The following is a 19,271-nucleotide window of genomic DNA, read 5'->3' as shown; positions in this document are numbered from 1 at the left end:
GATAATTATTCTCATTTACTGTAGTGTTACCTGAGGGGAAGTCTAAAATATCATTATAAATAATGGGGTTATAAAAAATGGAGATAAAGCGAAAATTGAAGTTAGCGACTCACGTCATTAACACTAGCCTTTTATTATTGTCAAGTGCTGCTATGGCCGACACCAATTCTGAAACTGAAACTATGGTCGTTACAGCTTCGGGATTTGCTCAACAAGTCAAGGAAGCGCCAGCCACGATATCGGTTATTACACCAGAAGAGATTAGCAACAAACCTTATCGAGATGTAACAGATGCCTTGAAAGATATTCCCGGCGTTACAATTACTGGCGGTGGTGATTCTACCGATATCAGTATTCGTGGTATGGATTCAAAATATACAATGATTCTCGTTGACGGTAAAAAAATCAGTACTCGTGAGACCAGACCAAATGGCGATAATTCGGGTTTTGAGCAAGGTTGGTTGCCGCCGTTAACCGCTATTGATCGCATCGAAGTGGTTCGGGGTCCAATGTCTTCATTATATGGATCTGATGCGATGGGTGGGGTAATTAACATTATCACCAAAAAAGTCTCGGATGAATGGCATGCCGGATTACGTTTTGAGTCTGTTATACCGTATCGTTCAAGCGAAAAAAATACCTATGTAACCAGTTTTTCAACAATGGGACCCATTATTGAAGATATCTTAGGTATTCAACTTTACGGCCAATATTCGAAACGGCATGAAGATAAATTTCTCAATGGTCATGCACAGCAACAGTTACAAAGTTTGAATGGTAAGCTATCGTTAAATGCCAGCGATACCCAAAGGTTTGATTTGGATTTTGGTCGTTCTTTACAAAAAAGTAAAGCCAGTGCCGGAAAAACTCGCCCAACTAATCGAGGCGACTTCCCACGTGATAATCATCGAAGCAGCTTTGCTTTAACACATAACGGCATGTTTGGCGATATCTCCACCACAAGCTTTGTGGCTTATGAAGGCAACAACAATCCTGAAAGAAAAATGAAGATTCGAAATACCGATGCCGATACACGAATAACCATTCCGTTTTCAATTAATATGTTAACTGTCGGTGGAAAGTATAACTATCAAGAGTTGCATGATAAAGGTAACCAATTAAATACTCGATTAACTAAAATTGACCGTTGGAACTACGCTTTATTTGCCGAAGATGAGGTGCGGGTTTTAGATAATTTAAGTTTCACCTTTGGATTACGTTTTAATAAAGATGAGAATTATGGCAGTAACTGGAATCCACGTATTTATAGTGTTTGGAATATCGATGATAACTTCACTTTAAAAGGCGGTTATTCAACAGGATTTGCCGCCCCACAATTGCGTCAAGTTGTTGCTGATTGGGGACAAGTGACCGGCGGTTCCGGTACCGGTAATAAAGGAATGATTATGGGTAACCCGGATTTGAGACCTGAGAAAACCCAAAATTTCGAAATTGGCTTAGGTTATACCAATGATTATGGTGTGGATGCGTCGGCAACAGCGTTCTACACTAAATATAAAGATAAAATTCAATCCTATTATATTTGCCGTGGTGAAGCAGGATCGCGTAAATGTCAAATCAATGGCTATCGAGAAAAATTTGATTTTGTTCAAGGGCGTGAAAACGTTGATAAAGCCGATCTTAAAGGATTGGAATTGACCTTTAAAACACCATTATTTGGCAACTTCTTATTAAGTTCGAACTATTCATGGACGAAGACCGAACAAAAGACCGGTAAAAATAAAGGTAAACCATTAAATCGTACGCCTAAACAAAAGTTCAATACTCAACTTGACTGGAACGCCACAGAACAATGGGATTTATGGGCTAAAATGGCATACTACGGTGTAGAAAGCACCACTAACCGTACCGGTAAAAAGATTGAATACCCGGGATACACTTTCTGGGATATTGGCGCGGCTTATAAAGTGCATAAAAGTACTAAAGTGTTTGCCGGTGTTTATAATCTGTTTGATAAAGATGTCAGCAATCAAGATTATGGTAAAACATTAGAAGGTCGACGCTATTTTGTCGGCGCTGAAATTAACTTCTAATTAGTTTTTCATCAAGTAGTTATCTTTTTTAACTACTTGATGAAATCTCGCCTCAATGACGATTAACAAAGCATTCAATCAACCTCAATTTGTTATCTTTTCGACAAGCTAAACTTTCTAAATTTGCCCTGATTAAGTTTAAGGGATAGGGATAGCAATGGAAGAACTGCTAACTTGGCAATTTTGGCAAATAATCCACTTTTTTTGAAAAAACTTCTGCTCGCTATCTTCGATTTTTTCCCTAAATTTTGCCGGATAATAGTCAAATAAGCCTATTTTTTTGGCTATTAATTCAATAGATAACATGAATAAGCAGCTTTATTTTGAAAAATATTTTAGTTAGGCATTAAGGCAATTTTCTTAAAAAATAAAGATAAAGTAATGACAAATCATAAAGATATGAATTTTTATTCTGAAAAAAATTAATCAAGTTCATTTTTATTTTTGTGCTGTTGAAAAACTGATCTGTACATTTGATAGTCAATCACCATTAATAGTGCATTGATTGATCGATTAATCCGATCGATAATGTGCTCAGTGTCTATTGATATGATGTTAGAAACTTAATTTAAATCAGTGAGTTTTACTTAACCATTTTGAGTTTAGTTGTTAACCAGTTTAGTAAGCTAAATTGTGAAAAATATCTGAAGGACATAACAACACTATCAGTATTATTTGTTTTAGAAAATTATAATTATAAGGAGAGCAAACTTGAACTGGATGTCACCAATTGTTAAAAGGGGTTTAGACTTCTTATCTCAATCTTTTGACAATAAATTTAACACAAAAATTCATTGTTTGACTGCATTAATTGTTTTAGGTCATATCAATGGCGCTAATGCCGTTTTATCGATTTCAACGCTCGAAAGAATTCATGGGCATTACCCTGCTATTGCCATTAATGATGAGTTAGTTGATTCATCCGGATTTTCCGATAAATTAACTGTGGTAAGCATGCCAGACGGTAAGTTACGTGATCGCCAAAGCGACATTCTAGATTTTAAAGTCGACCCGTCAACCACTTATAACGATATCAAATGGGTTTTACCCGCTAAGCAAGATTCAAATGAAGATAATAAAATTATCATTGAAGCCAACGGTCAAGAAGTGAAATTATCCGATATTGCAGCAAATTTAGGGGTCGGTATTTTCGATGAAGACGGTGATGTAGGGGTACCACAAGGGGTATTATCTGCTACTTGGTATTACAGCTTTCCAGGTGGAAAAGGAAAAGGTGAGGCTCAATATAAACCGGTGCCTGAAAGTGAGTTAAACAGCAAAATGGAACCTTGCCGTGCGCCTTATAAATTAGTGCTATCAATCAAAAATATTAAAGCCCAAACCGAATATGGCTTGCCGTCAGAATCTGAAATTGACTATGCGGATGTGATACAAGAATATGTCTTTAAATCAAAGATTAATAAAATTTGTTACGCCCGAACTAACCCAATGATGAATAGCAATAGATGGTCATGGACGCAATATAACGGCGATGAACCATATGGTTATGGCTGGAATAGTCGTAATATAAGTTCAACGCCAGATCCAAAACACGGCGGCGGATATTTAAAATCAGAATGGGATCCAGAATTAGGATTTTTATTGGAAGATAATTACAACAATAGATTTCCTAGAACCATATTTAAAGGTGCAACTTTCCAACTTTGGATGAGTAATGATCAGCAAGATTATTTGTGGTCAACCGATGATGAAAATATATCGATAGATGAACTTGGCATTGTAACTTTTAACGCTAAGCCCAAAAGAGCGGCATTTCAAATTTTTGCTTGGCCAAAAGATGCTAAAGGTCTGGAAGATAGGGTTTTATTTTGGTCAGCATTTGACTTCTGGGCAAAATATGTAAGACAAACCAATGAGTATTCTGAAGATCTGTGTGGGGGCATTCAAAATCAGTTAACCATCGCTGATTGGAATAATACCCCGCAAGCATTAGATCCAGCAACTGATAACAATGTCATGGCGACTAACGTGACCATGACAAGAAAAACGTATGGTGGATTAAATAGCGAATGGGGTCAACTTATAAAAGAATATTATCCTAATTCTGATTTTCCAACTTCAGCATTCGTTAATGGTACAGAGCAACGACATGCATGGGTATCAGATACCAATGGGAATGGCTCTATACATAACGTAGTCACTATGTTAAATGGTGGTGTAAATAAAGTCCAAGGCACACAATGGACAGCCGTTCCTTTTGCTATGGTATACGAAGTGTGTAAAGAGCGTTGGTAACCATAAAATCATTCTTTCCTCAATAATCATTCCTATCTCACCAACGTTATTTCGATAGCGTTGGTGTACAAATCTATCTTAGATATCATCAATATTTCAATAAGTTAAGTCATTTATTTGCATTTTTAAAACAGTGATGTGATTAAACTAATAAATGTTCATTTATTCTGGATATTGAATTAATAGGTAAAACATATTTAAGTGTTTTGAATAAAAATTCTATCGTTTTAATGATTGATTTTATTTGGAAAAAATGAATTAAAATGATATTAATCAATAATTTTCGTAAAAGATTTATAAATTTCTAAAAAAAGCCCGTCCATTTTTTTTAATCGTCTAAATATCATCCTGTATATTTGATGATCAATCGCCATAATCACCATATTGATTGCTTAAAAAATTAGAACGATAATTCGCAAAATGTCTTAGATATCAAGTTAGATATTTAATGTTAGAGAAGTGATATTTATTTAATCAATTAGTACAAATAATTACTAGCTTAGCTAATGTAACTATAAAACAAAAATATCCCAAAAGGCATTTAAATTATTATGAAAATAATTTGTTATAAAAAATGGACTTATAAGGAGAGCCAAATTGAGCTGGATATCAATTTTAATTAAGAGAGGTATTAGTTTATTGCTGGTGTTAAAAAACAATAAATTAGTAAATTTGTTTAATTATTTGCCTGTTGTTTTTGTTTTAGGTTATGTCAATTGCGCCAATGCCGTATTTTCGATTTCAACGATCGAAAAAATTCATGGTCATTCCCCGAGTATCTCAATCAATGGTGAGATAGTTGATTCATCGGCTTTCGCCGAAAAACTCAGTATTGTAAGTATGCCGAACGGGCAGTTACGAGATAGTCAAAGCAATATTCAAGATTTTAAGATCAGCCCGTCAACCACTTATAACGATATCAAATGGGTTTTGCCAGCTAAGCAAGATTCAAACGAAGATAATAAACTTATTATTGAAGCCAATGGTCAAGAAGTTAAATTATCCGATATTGCAGAAAATTTAGGCGTGACGATTTTCGATGAAGACGGTGATGAGGGGATACCGGAGGGGGTATTGTCTGCCACTTGGTATTACAGCCTTCCGGGTGGAAACGGGCTAGGTGATAGTCGGTATAAGCAGGTGCCGGAAAATGAATTAAATAACACAATGGAACCTTGCCGTGCGCCTTATAAATTAGTGCTTTCAATCAAAAATATAAAAGCGGCAACCCAATACGGCTTGCCTTTTGAATCGAATATTGATTATGCTGATGTTAAGCAAGAATATATCTTTAAATCATCCATTAATCAAATTTGCTACGCCCGACCTAACCCTATGATGAGTAGCAAAAATTGGTCATGGATTCAATATGACGGTGATATGCCTTATGGTTATGGCTGGAATAGTGATCATATCAGTGCAACGCCAAATACAAAACACGGTGGTGGATATATACAATCTCAGTGGCATCCGGAATTAGGATTTTTCTTAAATAATAATGGTTATAATAATAAATTTCCTAAAACTGCTTTCAAAGGTGCAACATTTCAACTTTGGCTGAGTAACGATCAGCAAGATTATCTGTTTTCAACCGATGATGATAATATATCTGTCAATGAACTTGGTGTAGTCACCTTTAACGCGAAGCCACAAAGAAAAACATTTCAAGTTTTTATTTGGCCAAAAGATAGCAAGGGTATAGAAGATAGAATCGTATTTTGGACGGATCTTAAATTCTGGGCAAAATATGTAAGAGAAACCAATGAGTATTCTGAAGATCTATGTGGTGGCATTCAAAATCAGTTAACTATCGCCGATTGGAATAATACCCCGCAAGCATTAGACCCAACAGCTGACAGTGGGAATCTCGGTCACGGCGTTGCCATGACCAGAAAATTTGACGGTGGATTAAATGGCGAATGGGGGCAAGTGGTAAAAGAATATTATCCTAAATCCGATTTCCTCACTTCAGGATTAGTCAATGGTACATCACAACGACATGCATGGGTGTCCGATACCACTGATAATGGCAATACGCATCATGTGGTATTTATGTTAAACAGTGGCGTGCATAAAGTTGTAGGTAACAAGTGGACAGCAGTTCCTTTTTCTACGGTACATGAGGTGTGTAAAGAAGTTTGGTAAACATTAAACCATTCATCGTTCAATAATAATTCATCCCAAACCAACGTTATTTTAATAGCGTTGGTTTTATTTAAATATTGCTGCAATCCCCTTTCAAATCAAAAACCGTTAAGCAATATGATTTTCTGATAGCAACCAAAACATTGCAAAATCATCAATGAAATTAATAAACAGTTTAGATGAGTGGTCTTATCGGCTTAAAACGCTTTCAACCTACATTCTTTTCACTGATTATTAAAGACGTATCTATTTGGCGATATTCGCTAAAAAACTCAAACAAAAAGCGATCTGTTCATATTTTGATGGGTTGTTTTCATTTCTCAAAAATCAGTGCATTGCTTTGTCGATTAACGATAAACAAGTGTCTATCACTTTGTTTTTTAACATGACCCAATCCATTAGGGCGATTTTTGTTGTTATTAAGTCAATGCTATGAACATTTGTATGACATTTTAAAAAGCGTTCATTTTGTTAAAAGATCACAATAACAATAGTGAAATTTTGACTATTGGCATTTTCACCGTGATTTTCATCTGAAAAACAAAATGAATAAATATTTAGATCTTAGTCACAAATTTATTATAAAACCATTTTCGCCAAAACTTTATTCGATATAATTGAACAAAAGATTATTAGGCAAACATTTGTTCGGAGGATTCATGGTTAGTATCGTTTTAGTATCGCATAGTAGAAAAATTACCGATGGTTTAAAGGAGATGATAGAAGAGATGGTTGATTCAACCGGAGATGTAGAAATTCATTCCGCAGGCGGAACTGATGACGGACGTTTGGGAACCGATGCAGTTGCGATTTACAACATTATTGAACAATCTAAAAATCACAAAAACATCCTAATTTTTGCTGATATTGGCAGTGCGATACTAAGTACTGAAACCGCTATTGACCTAATCGAAGATGAAGAGCTCAAAAGTAAAGTGACTTTAGTCGATGCGCCTTTGGTAGAAGGGGCGTTTGTTGCGTCTATACAAGCCATGGTAGATGACGATGTAGAAGGTATTTTAGCTGAATTACAAAATATTTAAGAAGAGAGCATAGCGATGAAATTTTTTCGTAGTTTTGTTGGTTATTGTATTGCTGGAATGATCGTTATGTCGGTATGGTCTCAATTAGGGACTTACGGGATTTTTGGTGGATTTTTAGCGGCAGTCATCATCATTGGACCTATGTGGTATATGAATCACTACATTAATTTAACCGGCAACGAAGATGATGCCGCCTTTGTTGATATGGGGCTTGCGATTGCTGTATGCGGGATTATGCGAGATACCTTTATTCAAGGTGGAGAAGCGTTTGTATCTTCAATGCCAACAATCATTCTGGTGACTTGCGGAGCAACTTTAGGGGGAATTACCGCAGCCTATATTGAAAAAGACATGGCGAAGAAGAAAGAGTTTACTAATGAAAATCCAAGAGAGCCAGGCTTACGCCGCACTGATTTTGAAAAATTGAAAGAGGCAAAAGAGAAGATTTTGCGCAATAAACAAATCAAAGTTTTTCAAAAGAAGAGATAAGTTACCGAATAAGGAGTAGTGAATCATGTCAATAAAATTAGCGATTGCAACATTAATTGGGGGATTTATTTTTCCTTTCGTCATCCGAATGGCGTGGGGGCGAATGGTTGATAATTGGGGTCCAATTGGTGGTTGGATGGCCGCAGCCTTTATTGTTGGCACAGTTTGGTGCATTAATCATGGTATTGCAACGCCGATGATTACCCAAAGTGGATCAGTTTGGGTCGATCAGGGACTTGCGGCAGGTGTCGGTGTCTGGGTTGCCTCGGCGTTAACAGGTGGAAGCAAACGTAAATCAGTTAAAAATATCGTCGCTGCTGTGAGTGCAGGTATTGTCGGTGGATATGTGTTATCACTTTTCCTGGTAGGTTAAGTGTTAGGTTAAAAGTAAAAAGGTAGAGGTAGTGTAATGAGAAGATTAATTAATGATGGCTATGATGTCGTTGAAGAGATGTTAGAAGGCTACTGTTTAGCGCACAGTGATTATGTCAAGCTTAAAGATGACTGTGATCGGGTTATTGTCAGTAAAAAGATAAGCGCTGAACCAAGAGTCAGAATTATCATCGGCGGCGGATCAGGTCATGAACCGGCTTTTTTAGGTTATGTCGGTAAAGATTTTGCTGATGCAGCAGCAGTGGGCAATGTCAATACTTCACCTTCGCCAGAATATTGCTATGAAGCGGTTAAAGCGGTTGATGCCGGTAAAGGTTGCTTGTTTGTTTACGGCAATTATGCCGGAGATGTAATGAATTTTGATATGGGCGCTGAACTCGCTGCTCAAGACGGTATTCGTGTTGAAACAGTCACCACAACCGATGATATCTATTCTTCTAAAAACATACCCGATCGTCGTGGTGTGGCAGGTAACGTTTTTGTCTTTAAAGTTGCCGGTAGCGCCGCAGCTAAAGGATATGATCTCGACAAAGTTAAAGCATTAACCCAAAAAGCAAATGCCAATACTTATTCAATTGGTGTAGCGCTTTCATCATCAACACTCCCTGTAACTGGCGAGCCGATTTTTGAAATGCAAGACGGTGATATGGAAGTTGGTATGGGCATTCATGGTGAGCCGGGTATTGAAAGAACAAAACTTGAAAAAGCCGATTATGTTGTTAGTCAACTCATTGATCATATCTTACAAGATTCCCAACTCAAATCAGGTGATGAAGTCCAATTACTCATTAATGGGCTAGGGGGATTAGCTTTAATGGATCAGTATGTCTGTTATCGTAAAGCTCATCTGCTATTGGCGCAAAAGGGCATTAAAATTTACAACCCATTGGTTGGCAATTATGTCACTTCCATGGATATGGTGGGGATGTCTATATCTGTCATTAAACTCGATGATGAACTTAAGCAGTTATTAGATCATCCATGTGACACCCCGTATTTCAAAGTTGCCTATAAATAACCAAGGAGAGTAGAAATGAGCGCGCTGATGCTAACCAAGTCCTATTTTATCGAAACATTTAAAAAACTTGCCGAAATGGCTGAACAAAATCGTGATCATCTCAGTAAATTGGATTCCGATATCGGTGATGGTGATCATGGTATTAATTTAACCATTGGTTTTCGGGAGGTCGAAAAACAGTTACCGACACTGTCTGAAACAACGGCGGATATTGCTGAATTGATGAAAAAGGTCGGCATGATTTTGTTAAGTAAAGTTGGCGGTGCATCAGGGCCTTTATACGGCAGTTTCTTTATGAAAATGGCGACTCATACCGTTGGAAAACAAGAGGTCACCTTTAAAGAATTTTGTCAAATGTATCAAGACGGCGTTGAAGCGGTACAGTTTCGAGGCAAGGCCGAAGTAGGTGATAAAACCATGGTCGATGCCCTGATCCCCGGGTTAGATGTATTAAAAAATTATCAGGAAGGGGACGATCCGATAAAGACACTACAAACCTGCGTAGATGAAATGAAAAAAGGGTCAGATAATACCATTGCATTGATAGCTAAAAAAGGGCGTTCAATGCGACTAGGTGAAAGGGCGATCGGTCATCGTGATGCCGGTTCTGAATCATCGTGGATGATCATAAATCAATTTTTGGAGCAATTAAAACTAGAAAATCAACAAAATGCCTAAGCAATGTATTAATCATCATTCAATTTTTGGATGATGAAATGTGAGTAAAAAGTCATAAAAAGAGGTAGTAATTATGGATAAGGTTTTTGTTAGTCCTAACAGATATGTACAGGGTAAAGATTTACTTACACGAGCAGATGTGTATATTAAACCTTTTGGAACGCATTTTTTAATTCTTGCCGATCAAAACATCTGGAATATAGCGGCAAATCAACTGGCAGATTCATTAACCAACTCAGGATTAGACATTACCAAAGCTGTGTTTAATGGTGAGTGCTCTATGGTTGAAATCAATCGACTGCTCGATGAGTATAAAGATAAAAAATTTGATGCCATTATTGGTGTCGGTGGCGGTAAAACGTTAGATACTGCAAAAGCCTTAGCCGCAAAATATAACATTCCAAAAGTGTGCGTACCAACCACCGCCTCGACCGATGCGCCAACGGCTAAAGTGTCAGTGGTCTATACCGAAGACGGCGTGTTTGATTTCCTATGGCACCATTATAAAAATCCGGATTTGGTATTGGTTGATACTCGTGTGATTGCTAATGCGCCAGTTCGCTCATTAAAATCGGGGATTGCTGACGGTTTAGCCACATGGGTTGAAGCACGAACTTCAATTCGTAGCTGTCATAAAACTGATGCTGGCGGCATTGCAACCATAGCCGGTGAAGCTATTGCCAGAGAGTGTGAAAAAACCATTTTTGAATATGCGCTTTTAGCAGTAGAAGCGAATGAAAAGAAATTGGTTACCCCAGCTTTAGAAGCCGTGGTTGAAGCCAATACGTTATTAAGTGGTCTTGGCTTTGAAAATGGTGGATTAGGCGCCGCTCATGCAATTCATAACGGCTTTACTGCGGTACCGGGTGATGTGCATCATTTAACCCACGGTGAAAAAGTGGCGTATGGCACAATAGCTCAATTGGTTTTAGAAGGGCGACCGATTGCTGAATTGGAGCGTTATATCGACCTCTATCTTAAACTCGGTTTACCAATTACGCTCGAGGAAGTTCACTTAGATAAAATTACCGATGAAGAGTTTGAACTTATCGGTAAAAAAGCGGTAGATCCGGTTGAAACTATTCATAGCATGCCTTTTGAGGTGACGGCTGATGATGTGATTCAAGCGATCAAAGCAACAGATTATCACGTTAAAAATTACAAAAAACGGTTAGGTCTTAACTAGTCATTCATTTTGCACTTCATACCGGTATTGTTACTTGTATGAAGTGTTTTTTTAATTTTTAAACGTCATTTTTAATAACGCTAAGTATTGATCTAATCACATAAGTTATTAAGCAATAGATACCAAACTGAATAGTCTGTTTTCGCTTATGTATAAGCTTGTTGTTTCTGATTAGAATTGAGCGTTGCCATTTACCGCCTAACTATTTTTAATTACAGGATGAATCATGAAAAAAATCTATATTGGCACTAGCTGGAAAATGAATAAAACATTAGCTGATGCGCTATTGTATTGTGAGCAGTTAAGAACCTTCTATCCGGAAAATTTAAAAAAACAAATCCAACCTTTTGTTATTCCGCCTTTTACCTGCGTTCGTGAAGTATCTGACTATATACAGCGCCATAATCTGAACTGTTTAACCGGCGTACAAAATATGCATTTTGAAGATTCAGGCGCTTTTACCGGTGAAATTTCGCCGATTATGGCAAAAGATACCGGCGCTAAACTGGTGGAAATGGGGCATTCAGAGCGACGGGAATTTTTTGGCGAAACCGATATGACTGTCAATAAAAAGGTACATGCGGCATTAAAGCACCAGCTCACCCCTTTAGTATGCATTGGTGATAGTGCTCAAGAAAAAGCGTGGGGCGTGTCGCATGAAGCCGTAGTTAAACAGATGAAAATTGCCCTGCATGGCGTCGATAAAACGCAAGTTGAACAAGTTATCATTGCCTATGAGCCTATTTGGGCAATTGGTGAACATGGCGTTCCGGCTACACCGGAAGAAGCAGAATCTATTCATCATCGACTTAGACTTGCATTAACTGAAATGTATGGTACCGAGATAGCGAATAAAATAATTTTATTGTATGGAGGCAGCGTAAACCTTGAAAATTCAACCTTATTGATTGCGCAACCGAACATCGATGGCTTATTTATTGGACGCAGTGCATGGCAAGCTAAAGGTTTTTGTAATATATTATCCGCTATTAATCAGCAAAGCTAAGATAAAACACAAGGCGCACCAATGGATATATTCAATGATAAACAAGAGTCAGAACTACTTACCGAAATCGCAGTTGCCTACTATGAGTATGAACAGACTCAAGAAGAGATTGCAAAGCGATTTGGTATATCACGGATTAAAGTTGGTCGTTTATTAAAAAAAGCGAGAGCTGAAGGGATTGTTGAAATCAATGTTAAATATCATCCTGTCTTTAGCTCACGAATAGAACAGCAATTTGTTAATAATTTTGGTATCAAACGGGCACTGATTGCTTTAGATCATCAAGATGAAGATGAACAACGCCGGCAAGTTGCTGCGCTAGTTTCTAATTACCTATCAAGCACCTTAAAAAACGGCATGACCGTTGCCGTAGGACAGGGGCGCAATGTGGCTGCCATTGCCAGCCATATTGGTGTATTTCCCGAAAAACAGTGTAAATTTATTTGTGGAATTGGCGGTACACAACGAGTTGGCGAGATTATCGATGCTGACCATATTAGTCGAAGCCTTGCCAGAAAATTTAACGCCACCAGCGAAACATTATATGCGCCAGCTTATGTTGAAAACCGTGAGTTAAAACGTGCATTTATGCAAAATCGAGTGATCAAAGATACCTTAGAAAGAGCCTCTAAAGCCGATATTGCTTTGGTTGGTCTGGGTGATATGAACGAAAATTGTTATATGGTTCAACTCGGTTGGTTTACCCCACAAGAGATCACCTACGCCACGTTAAATCAAGGGGTGATTGGTGATATTGCCGGTTATGGCTTTTTTGATATTCAAGGTAATCCGGTCGATACGGTGATGAATGATCGCGTTATTGGCTTAAGTATCGAAGAGCTACGCAATATACCGTGTGTGATTGCTATCGCCTCAGAAAATACCAAAGCCACCGCCATTCTAGGGGCGCTTCGCTCCGGTGTTATCGATATTATTGCAACCAGCGCATCAAATGCCAGAATGGTTTTAAGCCTGCAACAAAATACCAATAAATAAGAAAGTGAATAAGAAACCGATAGTTTTTTACTAAAACATAGGTATTTTCTGAAAGTTCTTGACAAGGGTTTTTAACTTTTACTGATGATTAACCCTAGTCGTTATTCTTTGGATGATTTGACAAAGCTTAGCTTTGTAGATTTCTATAAGCCGACAAAGCCTTTGATCTCTTTCTAAATCGATATTCATATTTTTTACTTAAACATGGGTATTTTCTGAAAGTTCTTGTCAAGGGTTTTTAACTTCTGCTGATGACTAGTTCCTAGTCGTTATTCTGTGGATGATTTGACGAAGCTTAGCTTTGTAGATTTCTATAAGCCGACAAAGCCTTTAATCTCTTTCTAAATCGATATTCATATTTTTTACTTAAACATGGGTATTTTCTGAAAGTTCTTGACAAGGGTTTTAACTTTTGCTGATGACTAGTTCCTAGTCGTTATTCTTTGGATGATTTGACGAAGCTTAGCTTTATAGATTTCTATAAGCCGGCAAAGCCTTTGATCTCTTTCTAAATCGATATTTATGTTTTTTTACTTAAACATAGGTATTTTCTGAAAGTTCTTGGCAAGCGTTTTAACTTCTGCTGATGACTAGTTCCTAGTCGTTATTCTTTGGATGATTTGACAAAGCTTAGCTTTATAGATTTTTCTAAGCCGACAAAGCCTTTGATCTCTTTCTAAATCGATATTTATGTTTTTTACTAAAACACAGGTATTTTCTGAAAGTTTTTGACAAGGGTTTTTAACTTCTGCTGATGACTAGCCTTAGTCGTTAATCTTTGGATGATTTGATAAAGCTTAGCTTTGTAAGGTTTTTTAGCAGTTATATCCTTTGATTTCTGTCTAAAATCAATGTTAGTAGTTTTATACTAAAACATAGGTATTTTCTGAAAGTTCTTGACAAGGTTTTTTTAACTTTTGCTGATGACTAGCCCTTAGTTGTTAATCTTTGGATGATTTGATAAAGCTTTGCTTTGTAGATTTTTATAAGCCGACAAAACCTTTGATCTCTTTCTAAATCGATATTTATGTTTTTTACTTAAACATGGGTGTTTTCTGAAAGTTCTTGACAAGGGTTTTAACTTTTACTGATGACTAACCTTAGTCGTTATTCTTTTGATGATTTGATGAAGCTTTGCTTTGTAAGGTTTTTAAGTAGTTATATCCTTTGATTTCTGTCTAAAATCAATGTTAATAGTTTTATACTGAAACGTAGGTGTTTTCTGAAAGTTTTTGACAAGATAATTTATCTTTTGGCGCTATCAACATATTGAAATAGCATAAATAAGTTTGAAAATTTATGCCCCGGTTAGGATTGGCTACCGGGGCATGGTTGGTATACTATTGCTGGTTTGGATAATTGTTATCAAACATAACTTAATTTGATAAATCAAAATCAGCAATTTTATTGGCTACAGTAAGCGCTTGATAATTCTATCAACCCGAATACGACTAAGTCTTTTAATCAGCTTGTGTACCTGCTTAGGGTAAAATTGGCTAGCTTGAATTTGTTGGAAATGCGTAACCAATGTGGTTTTTTCACGAATAGTATCAAGTTCTTGTTGTAGTTGATGTTTTAGCTGATGCTTTGGATCGTGAACTAAAATGCCGTTTTCAAGATCTAAACGCCAAGCTCTCGGATTAAGGTTATTACCGGTTACCAGCATCCAGTCATTATCGACCCAAACCCCTTTTAAGTGATAGGTTTGATCTTGATCTTTCCATAAACGAATAATCAATTGCTCTTTATCAACATACGATTGCAGACGTTCGATAAAGCGTCTTAAATTGATTTCATATAAATAAGGAAGCCCGCCGGAAATGTTAAATGGTTGATCTTCCGGTATATAAAAGTCATTTGCTACTTTATCACCAATAATAATCTCAACTTTTCGACCTTTACGTAGTAAACGAATAATGTCGCGTACTAAAATATTCGGTAGATTAAAGTACGGGGTGCAAAATATAATTTTCTTCTGAGTAATATTAACCAGATGATGAATAATTTTATTTAACGCATTATTGCGTCCCAACCCTGCAATAGGCGCAACTGATAATGATTTGTTGTCAGCATTGCCGGAATATTGATAATTGGCTCCGGAAAGGTGCTGGCGTAACGATTTAATTGCCGATTTCAGTTGCTTACGGGTTTTATGATTTTCAATATCTAATCGTTGCAAACCTTCAAACGGTAAAAAGTTGTCATCAATGTACTTGATCATACTATCGGCTAACGCTTTATTGGTAATAAAGTGATATCGATCATAACGGTATTTATCGAGCTTATGTAGATAGACATTATTAATACTGGCACCGCTATAAATGACCGTGTCGTCAATGATTGATCCTTTTAAATGTAAAACACCGAGCACTTCCCGTCGATTAATTGGCACGCCATAGACCGGAATATCAATATCCGGATGTTGCTTTTTCATCTGATAATAGTAGCGTGCATTGGTGTTTGATTTATCTTCGCCAAATCGACCACGCTGCGCCCGATGCCAATCGACAAAGACTTTGATATCCAGACTAGGGTTGAGTTTTTTAGCTTGATAAAGGGCGGCAAGGATCTCTTTACCTGCTTCATCTTGTTCAAGATAAAGTGCCACAATATAGATTCGATATTGGGCTTTTTGAATATGTTCAAGTAACGCAGACCGATAACTTTGTGGATCATATAATATCTGATATTGTTCAGCATTTTGAGGAAGTTTGGCTAATTCATCAAGATGCTTTCGATGATTATATCTTATAAATGGTATTCGCATGATTCATATATCATTATAACTGGTATAGATTGTAGAATAACACAATTTACATCAGAAAATAACACTCCTTTTTATGTGGGATAAGGTTTAAATCACTAATCATTATTATTTATTAATAAACAGATCATTTAAGATTGTTCATCAACCCATGTTTGAATAATTTTATAAGTTAACGCAAGTACTACTGGACCAATAAACAGTCCCATAATACCAAAACCAAGTAGACCACCAATCACACCAAATAAAATCAGTAAGAAAGGCAGATCAGCCCCTTTTTTAATTAGATAAGCTCGCATCACACTATCAAGGGTGGTTAAAATGATAGCCACCACAATAAGCACGATAGCGTAAACGGTGTGTCCATCCCAAAATTGCCAAATAATACAGCCTAGCATGACAACGACAGGTCCAATTTGAGCCACACAACAGATAAATAAAATTAAGGTTAAAATACCCGGTAATGGCATTTTAGTTACAATAAAGCTTAAGCCACCAATTAAAGCCAGCGTGATAGCGGTGACCACAACGCCCAAAGCTACTGCTCGAATGGATTGACCCGCTAAGGTGACCGTTGTTTTTCCGTATTGTTTCGATAAACGATTGGCAAACAGGTAGACATATTTTGTGGTACTTTCGCCTTTAAGGTAGAGTAAAAGGCTAAAAATAATCATCACCCCGGCATGAAAAATAAAGACGCTAATATTGGTTGCTTGTTCTAACAGCCAACCAATGACGGTGCCAATGTAGGGTTGAATATCTGAGATTAATTCTGAGCCGTCGGTCTTTCTAAGCTCTAACCATTTTTGATGCAATTCAGTACCAAACGTCGGTATGTTTTCTAACCAGTCAAATGTGGGTAACTCTTTGTAGGGTAACGTTCTTGCCCATTCAATCATATGATGCCCGTTTTGAGCAATGCTACTAATGATTAAAATAAACGGAATGACGCAAACAAATGCTAATATCAATGCCATAACTAAAATTGACAGCCAACGTTTGTTAAACAATTTTTGTTGAATTTTTATCATTAATGGCCAAGTTGCAATGACAACCATTACCGCCCAAAAGAAACCAAATAAGAAAGGCTCAATGACCCGATAAGTCACAATAATTAATAATCCAATTAGCAGTAAGTTAAGAATTAACTTTAATAGATCATAAGTATTTTTTTCAGCTGGCATTTTTGTACCATGTTATTTGAGTAAGATAGTGTTATTATACGCTTTATGCTTTAAAAAGCATATGATAAGGTGTTAATGGTCAATACATTCAATTTTTTGTTGGAGGCATAATATGAAAAAATTAATGTTATTAATGTTAATGGGTGTTGCATTATCTGCTTGTGCAAAATCACCAAACGTCCCCCAAGCAGTACAAAATATCAATGAAATTGCGCCTTATCCAGAGGCTAAAACGGGCTATACTCGTTATGTTATTCGTTTACCAAGCCTTGCCGATGAAAACAGTGCACAAGTTGAAGTTATGATCGGCAAAGAGATGAGTGTCGATTGTAATTCACGCAGTTTAACCGGCACGGTTAAGCAAGAAGAGCTCAAAGGATGGGGTTACTCTTATTATGTTGTTGATAAAGTCAATGACGGCATTTCAACTTTAATGGCTTGCCCGCAAAGCGCTAACCATAATCAATTTGTCACTATGTATCACAATATTGGTTTGTTAGGTTATAACAGCCGTTTACCAATTGTTTTTTATGTTCCAAGTGATCTCACTGTCAAATACCGTGTTTGGCAGCCAACTAGCAAACCTTTGCAGGCTTCCGCTGAATAATTACGTTAAATTATTTGTTAAGAGACTGCTAAAATCGGGCTGATCGGTTAAAATGTAATCATTCAGCCCAGATTCTCAAGATATTTGATATTTTATGTAGACATCTGGCAAAAAAAAGGTATTTTATCCCTCGTAATGCAAGGTTAGCTCTACTTGTTCATTATTATTAATGACTTGTGATTACCTGATTACCTCGGTTTCGCCATACGATTTAAAAATAGGTTATGGTAAAATTTGGGGGTTCGTTGTCAGTTAACAACGGGCTTGTGTCTAACATGTAATATCCCTAACTAGAGGAGAAGTGGTGAGCATGTTTACTCAACGTAAAACAATTCTTTCAATCATCGCTGGTGTTTCACTAGCATTATCTCAATCTGCTATCGCTAAAGATCGTGTCGTGCATTTTTATAACTGGGCGGGTCAAATCGGTAATCAAACTATTGCTGATTTTGAAAAATCCACCGGTATTAAACTTGTTTATGATGTGTATGATTCCAATGAAGCGCTCGAAGGCAAGCTTATGGCTGGTCATTCTGGGTTTGATGTGGTCTCTCCGTCAGATAGTTTTTTAGCAAGACAAATCAAATCGGGTATCTATTTACCATTAGATAAAAGTAAATTACCGAATTGGAAAAATCTTGATCCAAATCTAATGAAATTAATGGCAAATCACGATCCGGATAACACTTATGCTATTCCGTATGTATGGATGACAACCGGTATTGGTTATAATATTGATAAAGTTAAAGAGCGTTTAGGTGATAATGCACCGGTCGACAGCTGGGACTTAGTCTTTAAACCTGAAAATATGGAAAAACTTAAAGATTGTGGTGTGGCATTTTTAGATGCGCCGACCGAAATCTTTGCCAGTGCGTTGCAATATTTAGGTAAAGACCCAAATAGTACCGATGCGAAAGATTATACAGGTGCCGCTTACGAGTTGTTAGAGAAAGTTAGACCTAATATTCGTTATTTCCACTCTTCACAATATATTACCGATCTTGCAAATGGTGATATCTGTGTCATTTTAGGTTGGTCTGGCGATATTTTACAATCACGTGATAGAGCTAACGAAGCTAAAAACGGTGTGCATATTGGTTATCAAATTCCTAAAGAAGGCGCATTAGTCTTTTTTGATACCTTTGCCATTCCAAAAGATGCCGCTAACGTAGAAGAAGCTCACGAGTTCTTAAACTTTGTTATGAAACCTGAAATTGCTGCACAAGTCACTAACGATGTTAATTTTGCTAGTGCAAACAAGGTAGCAAATGATCAGTTTGTTAAGCCGGAAGTGAAAAACGATCCTGCTGTTTATCCGAAACCGGAAGTTATGGAAAAACTATTTACTTTAACAGTTAAAGAACCTAAGCTTGAACGTGTGATCACACGTACGTGGACAAAACTCAAAACTGGTAGATAAACGTCAATTGAAAAATTGCGTTATTTACACGA

At 37.0% G+C, this 19,271-nt stretch carries 16 protein-coding genes; 13 read left to right on the top strand and 3 right to left on the bottom strand.

Translation table 11 applies throughout. The features are described 5' to 3' along the window. Positions 1 to 77: 77 nt before the first annotated feature. Complete coding sequence (locus J3U42_RS04890) at positions 78 to 2,054, top strand: TonB-dependent receptor domain-containing protein (RefSeq protein ID WP_267335802.1); 1,977 nt, start codon at positions 78 to 80, stop codon at positions 2,052 to 2,054. 138 nt (positions 2,055 to 2,192) lie between these two features. Here J3U42_RS04890 and J3U42_RS04885 read toward each other — a convergent pair whose 3' ends face one another. After that, positions 2,193 to 2,360: a hypothetical protein gene (locus J3U42_RS04885; protein ID WP_267335800.1), complete on the bottom strand. Its 168-nt coding sequence runs from the start codon at positions 2,358 to 2,360 to the stop codon at positions 2,193 to 2,195. Between the two features lie 414 nt (positions 2,361 to 2,774). Between J3U42_RS04885 and J3U42_RS04880 the strand changes: the two genes are divergently transcribed. From J3U42_RS04880 to J3U42_RS04835, 10 genes are all read left to right on the top strand, one after another. Beyond that, the gene (locus J3U42_RS04880) at positions 2,775 to 4,310 is read left to right on the top strand and encodes a hypothetical protein (protein ID WP_324169859.1); all 1,536 of its coding nucleotides are present in this window, start codon (positions 2,775 to 2,777) and stop codon (positions 4,308 to 4,310) included. A 597-nt stretch (positions 4,311 to 4,907) separates the two neighbouring features. Further along, complete coding sequence (locus J3U42_RS04875; RefSeq protein WP_267335796.1) at positions 4,908 to 6,455, top strand: hypothetical protein; 1,548 nt, start codon at positions 4,908 to 4,910, stop codon at positions 6,453 to 6,455. A gap of 659 nt (positions 6,456 to 7,114) precedes the next feature. Further along, on the top strand, positions 7,115 to 7,498 hold the full coding sequence (gene dhaM / locus J3U42_RS04870; protein ID WP_220219381.1) for a dihydroxyacetone kinase phosphoryl donor subunit DhaM: 384 nt from the start codon (positions 7,115 to 7,117) through the stop codon (positions 7,496 to 7,498). A 15-nt stretch (positions 7,499 to 7,513) separates the two neighbouring features. Further along, the gene (locus J3U42_RS04865; protein WP_220219382.1) at positions 7,514 to 7,987 is read left to right on the top strand and encodes a Lin0368 family putative glycerol transporter subunit; all 474 of its coding nucleotides are present in this window, start codon (positions 7,514 to 7,516) and stop codon (positions 7,985 to 7,987) included. Between the two features lie 25 nt (positions 7,988 to 8,012). Beyond that, complete coding sequence (locus tag J3U42_RS04860) at positions 8,013 to 8,360, top strand: Lin0368 family putative glycerol transporter subunit (protein WP_220219383.1); 348 nt, start codon at positions 8,013 to 8,015, stop codon at positions 8,358 to 8,360. 36 nt (positions 8,361 to 8,396) lie between these two features. Continuing rightward, complete coding sequence (locus J3U42_RS04855; RefSeq protein WP_220219384.1) at positions 8,397 to 9,398, top strand: dihydroxyacetone kinase subunit DhaK; 1,002 nt, start codon at positions 8,397 to 8,399, stop codon at positions 9,396 to 9,398. A gap of 15 nt (positions 9,399 to 9,413) precedes the next feature. Further along, the gene (gene dhaL, locus J3U42_RS04850; protein WP_267335794.1) at positions 9,414 to 10,076 is read left to right on the top strand and encodes a dihydroxyacetone kinase subunit DhaL; all 663 of its coding nucleotides are present in this window, start codon (positions 9,414 to 9,416) and stop codon (positions 10,074 to 10,076) included. A gap of 70 nt (positions 10,077 to 10,146) precedes the next feature. Next, positions 10,147 to 11,262, top strand: coding sequence for a glycerol dehydrogenase (locus J3U42_RS04845; protein WP_366915701.1), 1,116 nt, complete (start codon positions 10,147 to 10,149; stop codon positions 11,260 to 11,262). A 226-nt stretch (positions 11,263 to 11,488) separates the two neighbouring features. After that, on the top strand, positions 11,489 to 12,268 hold the full coding sequence (locus tag J3U42_RS04840) for a triose-phosphate isomerase (protein WP_220219387.1): 780 nt from the start codon (positions 11,489 to 11,491) through the stop codon (positions 12,266 to 12,268). Positions 12,269 to 12,289: 21 nt separating this feature from the next. Then, positions 12,290 to 13,264: a sugar-binding transcriptional regulator gene (locus tag J3U42_RS04835; protein ID WP_220219388.1), complete on the top strand. Its 975-nt coding sequence runs from the start codon at positions 12,290 to 12,292 to the stop codon at positions 13,262 to 13,264. A 1,411-nt stretch (positions 13,265 to 14,675) separates the two neighbouring features. Here J3U42_RS04835 and pssA read toward each other — a convergent pair. Next, a complete protein-coding gene (gene pssA, locus J3U42_RS04830; RefSeq protein ID WP_267335792.1) occupies positions 14,676 to 16,031 on the bottom strand; it encodes a CDP-diacylglycerol--serine O-phosphatidyltransferase in 1,356 nt (451 codons plus the stop codon). Positions 16,032 to 16,159: 128 nt separating this feature from the next. Beyond that, positions 16,160 to 17,212 (bottom strand): AI-2E family transporter YdiK, encoded by a 1,053-nt coding sequence (ydiK, locus tag J3U42_RS04825; protein WP_220219390.1) that lies wholly within the window; start codon positions 17,210 to 17,212, stop codon positions 16,160 to 16,162. A gap of 112 nt (positions 17,213 to 17,324) precedes the next feature. Between ydiK and eco the strand changes: the two genes are divergently transcribed. Together eco and J3U42_RS04815 are read left to right on the top strand one after the other, a co-directional pair. After that, entirely contained in the window at positions 17,325 to 17,819 is a 495-nt protein-coding gene (gene eco, locus J3U42_RS04820; RefSeq protein WP_220219391.1) for a serine protease inhibitor ecotin, read from the top strand. Positions 17,820 to 18,129: 310 nt separating this feature from the next. Continuing rightward, positions 18,130 to 19,239, top strand: a complete 1,110-nt coding sequence (locus tag J3U42_RS04815) for an extracellular solute-binding protein (RefSeq protein WP_220219392.1) — start codon at positions 18,130 to 18,132, stop codon at positions 19,237 to 19,239. Positions 19,240 to 19,271: the final 32 nt, after the last annotated feature.

Origin of the sequence: Gilliamella sp. B2923, assembly GCF_026536565.1 — a bacterium.
Classification (GTDB): Bacteria; Pseudomonadota; Gammaproteobacteria; order Enterobacterales; family Orbaceae; genus Gilliamella.
The sequence above is the reverse complement of the archived record's forward strand: the minus strand, read 5'-3'. Positions and strand labels throughout refer to the sequence as shown.

Excerpts from the sequence above, each read along its gene's own strand:
- J3U42_RS04890 (WP_267335802.1), top strand. The coding sequence starts at position 78 with ATGGAGATAAAGCGAAAATTGAAGTTAGCGACTCACGTCATTAACACT.
- J3U42_RS04885 (WP_267335800.1), bottom strand. The coding sequence starts at position 2,360 with ATGTTATCTATTGAATTAATAGCCAAAAAAATAGGCTTATTTGACTAT.
- J3U42_RS04880 (WP_324169859.1), top strand. The coding sequence starts at position 2,775 with ATGTCACCAATTGTTAAAAGGGGTTTAGACTTCTTATCTCAATCTTTT.
- dhaM (WP_220219381.1), top strand. The coding sequence starts at position 7,115 with ATGGTTAGTATCGTTTTAGTATCGCATAGTAGAAAAATTACCGATGGT.
- J3U42_RS04865 (WP_220219382.1), top strand. The coding sequence starts at position 7,514 with ATGAAATTTTTTCGTAGTTTTGTTGGTTATTGTATTGCTGGAATGATC.
- J3U42_RS04860 (WP_220219383.1), top strand. The coding sequence starts at position 8,013 with ATGTCAATAAAATTAGCGATTGCAACATTAATTGGGGGATTTATTTTT.
- J3U42_RS04855 (WP_220219384.1), top strand. The coding sequence starts at position 8,397 with ATGAGAAGATTAATTAATGATGGCTATGATGTCGTTGAAGAGATGTTA.
- dhaL (WP_267335794.1), top strand. The coding sequence starts at position 9,414 with ATGAGCGCGCTGATGCTAACCAAGTCCTATTTTATCGAAACATTTAAA.
- J3U42_RS04840 (WP_220219387.1), top strand. The coding sequence starts at position 11,489 with ATGAAAAAAATCTATATTGGCACTAGCTGGAAAATGAATAAAACATTA.
- J3U42_RS04835 (WP_220219388.1), top strand. The coding sequence starts at position 12,290 with ATGGATATATTCAATGATAAACAAGAGTCAGAACTACTTACCGAAATC.
- pssA (WP_267335792.1), bottom strand. The coding sequence starts at position 16,031 with ATGCGAATACCATTTATAAGATATAATCATCGAAAGCATCTTGATGAA.
- ydiK (WP_220219390.1), bottom strand. The coding sequence starts at position 17,212 with ATGCCAGCTGAAAAAAATACTTATGATCTATTAAAGTTAATTCTTAAC.
- eco (WP_220219391.1), top strand. The coding sequence starts at position 17,325 with ATGAAAAAATTAATGTTATTAATGTTAATGGGTGTTGCATTATCTGCT.
- J3U42_RS04815 (WP_220219392.1), top strand. The coding sequence starts at position 18,130 with ATGTTTACTCAACGTAAAACAATTCTTTCAATCATCGCTGGTGTTTCA.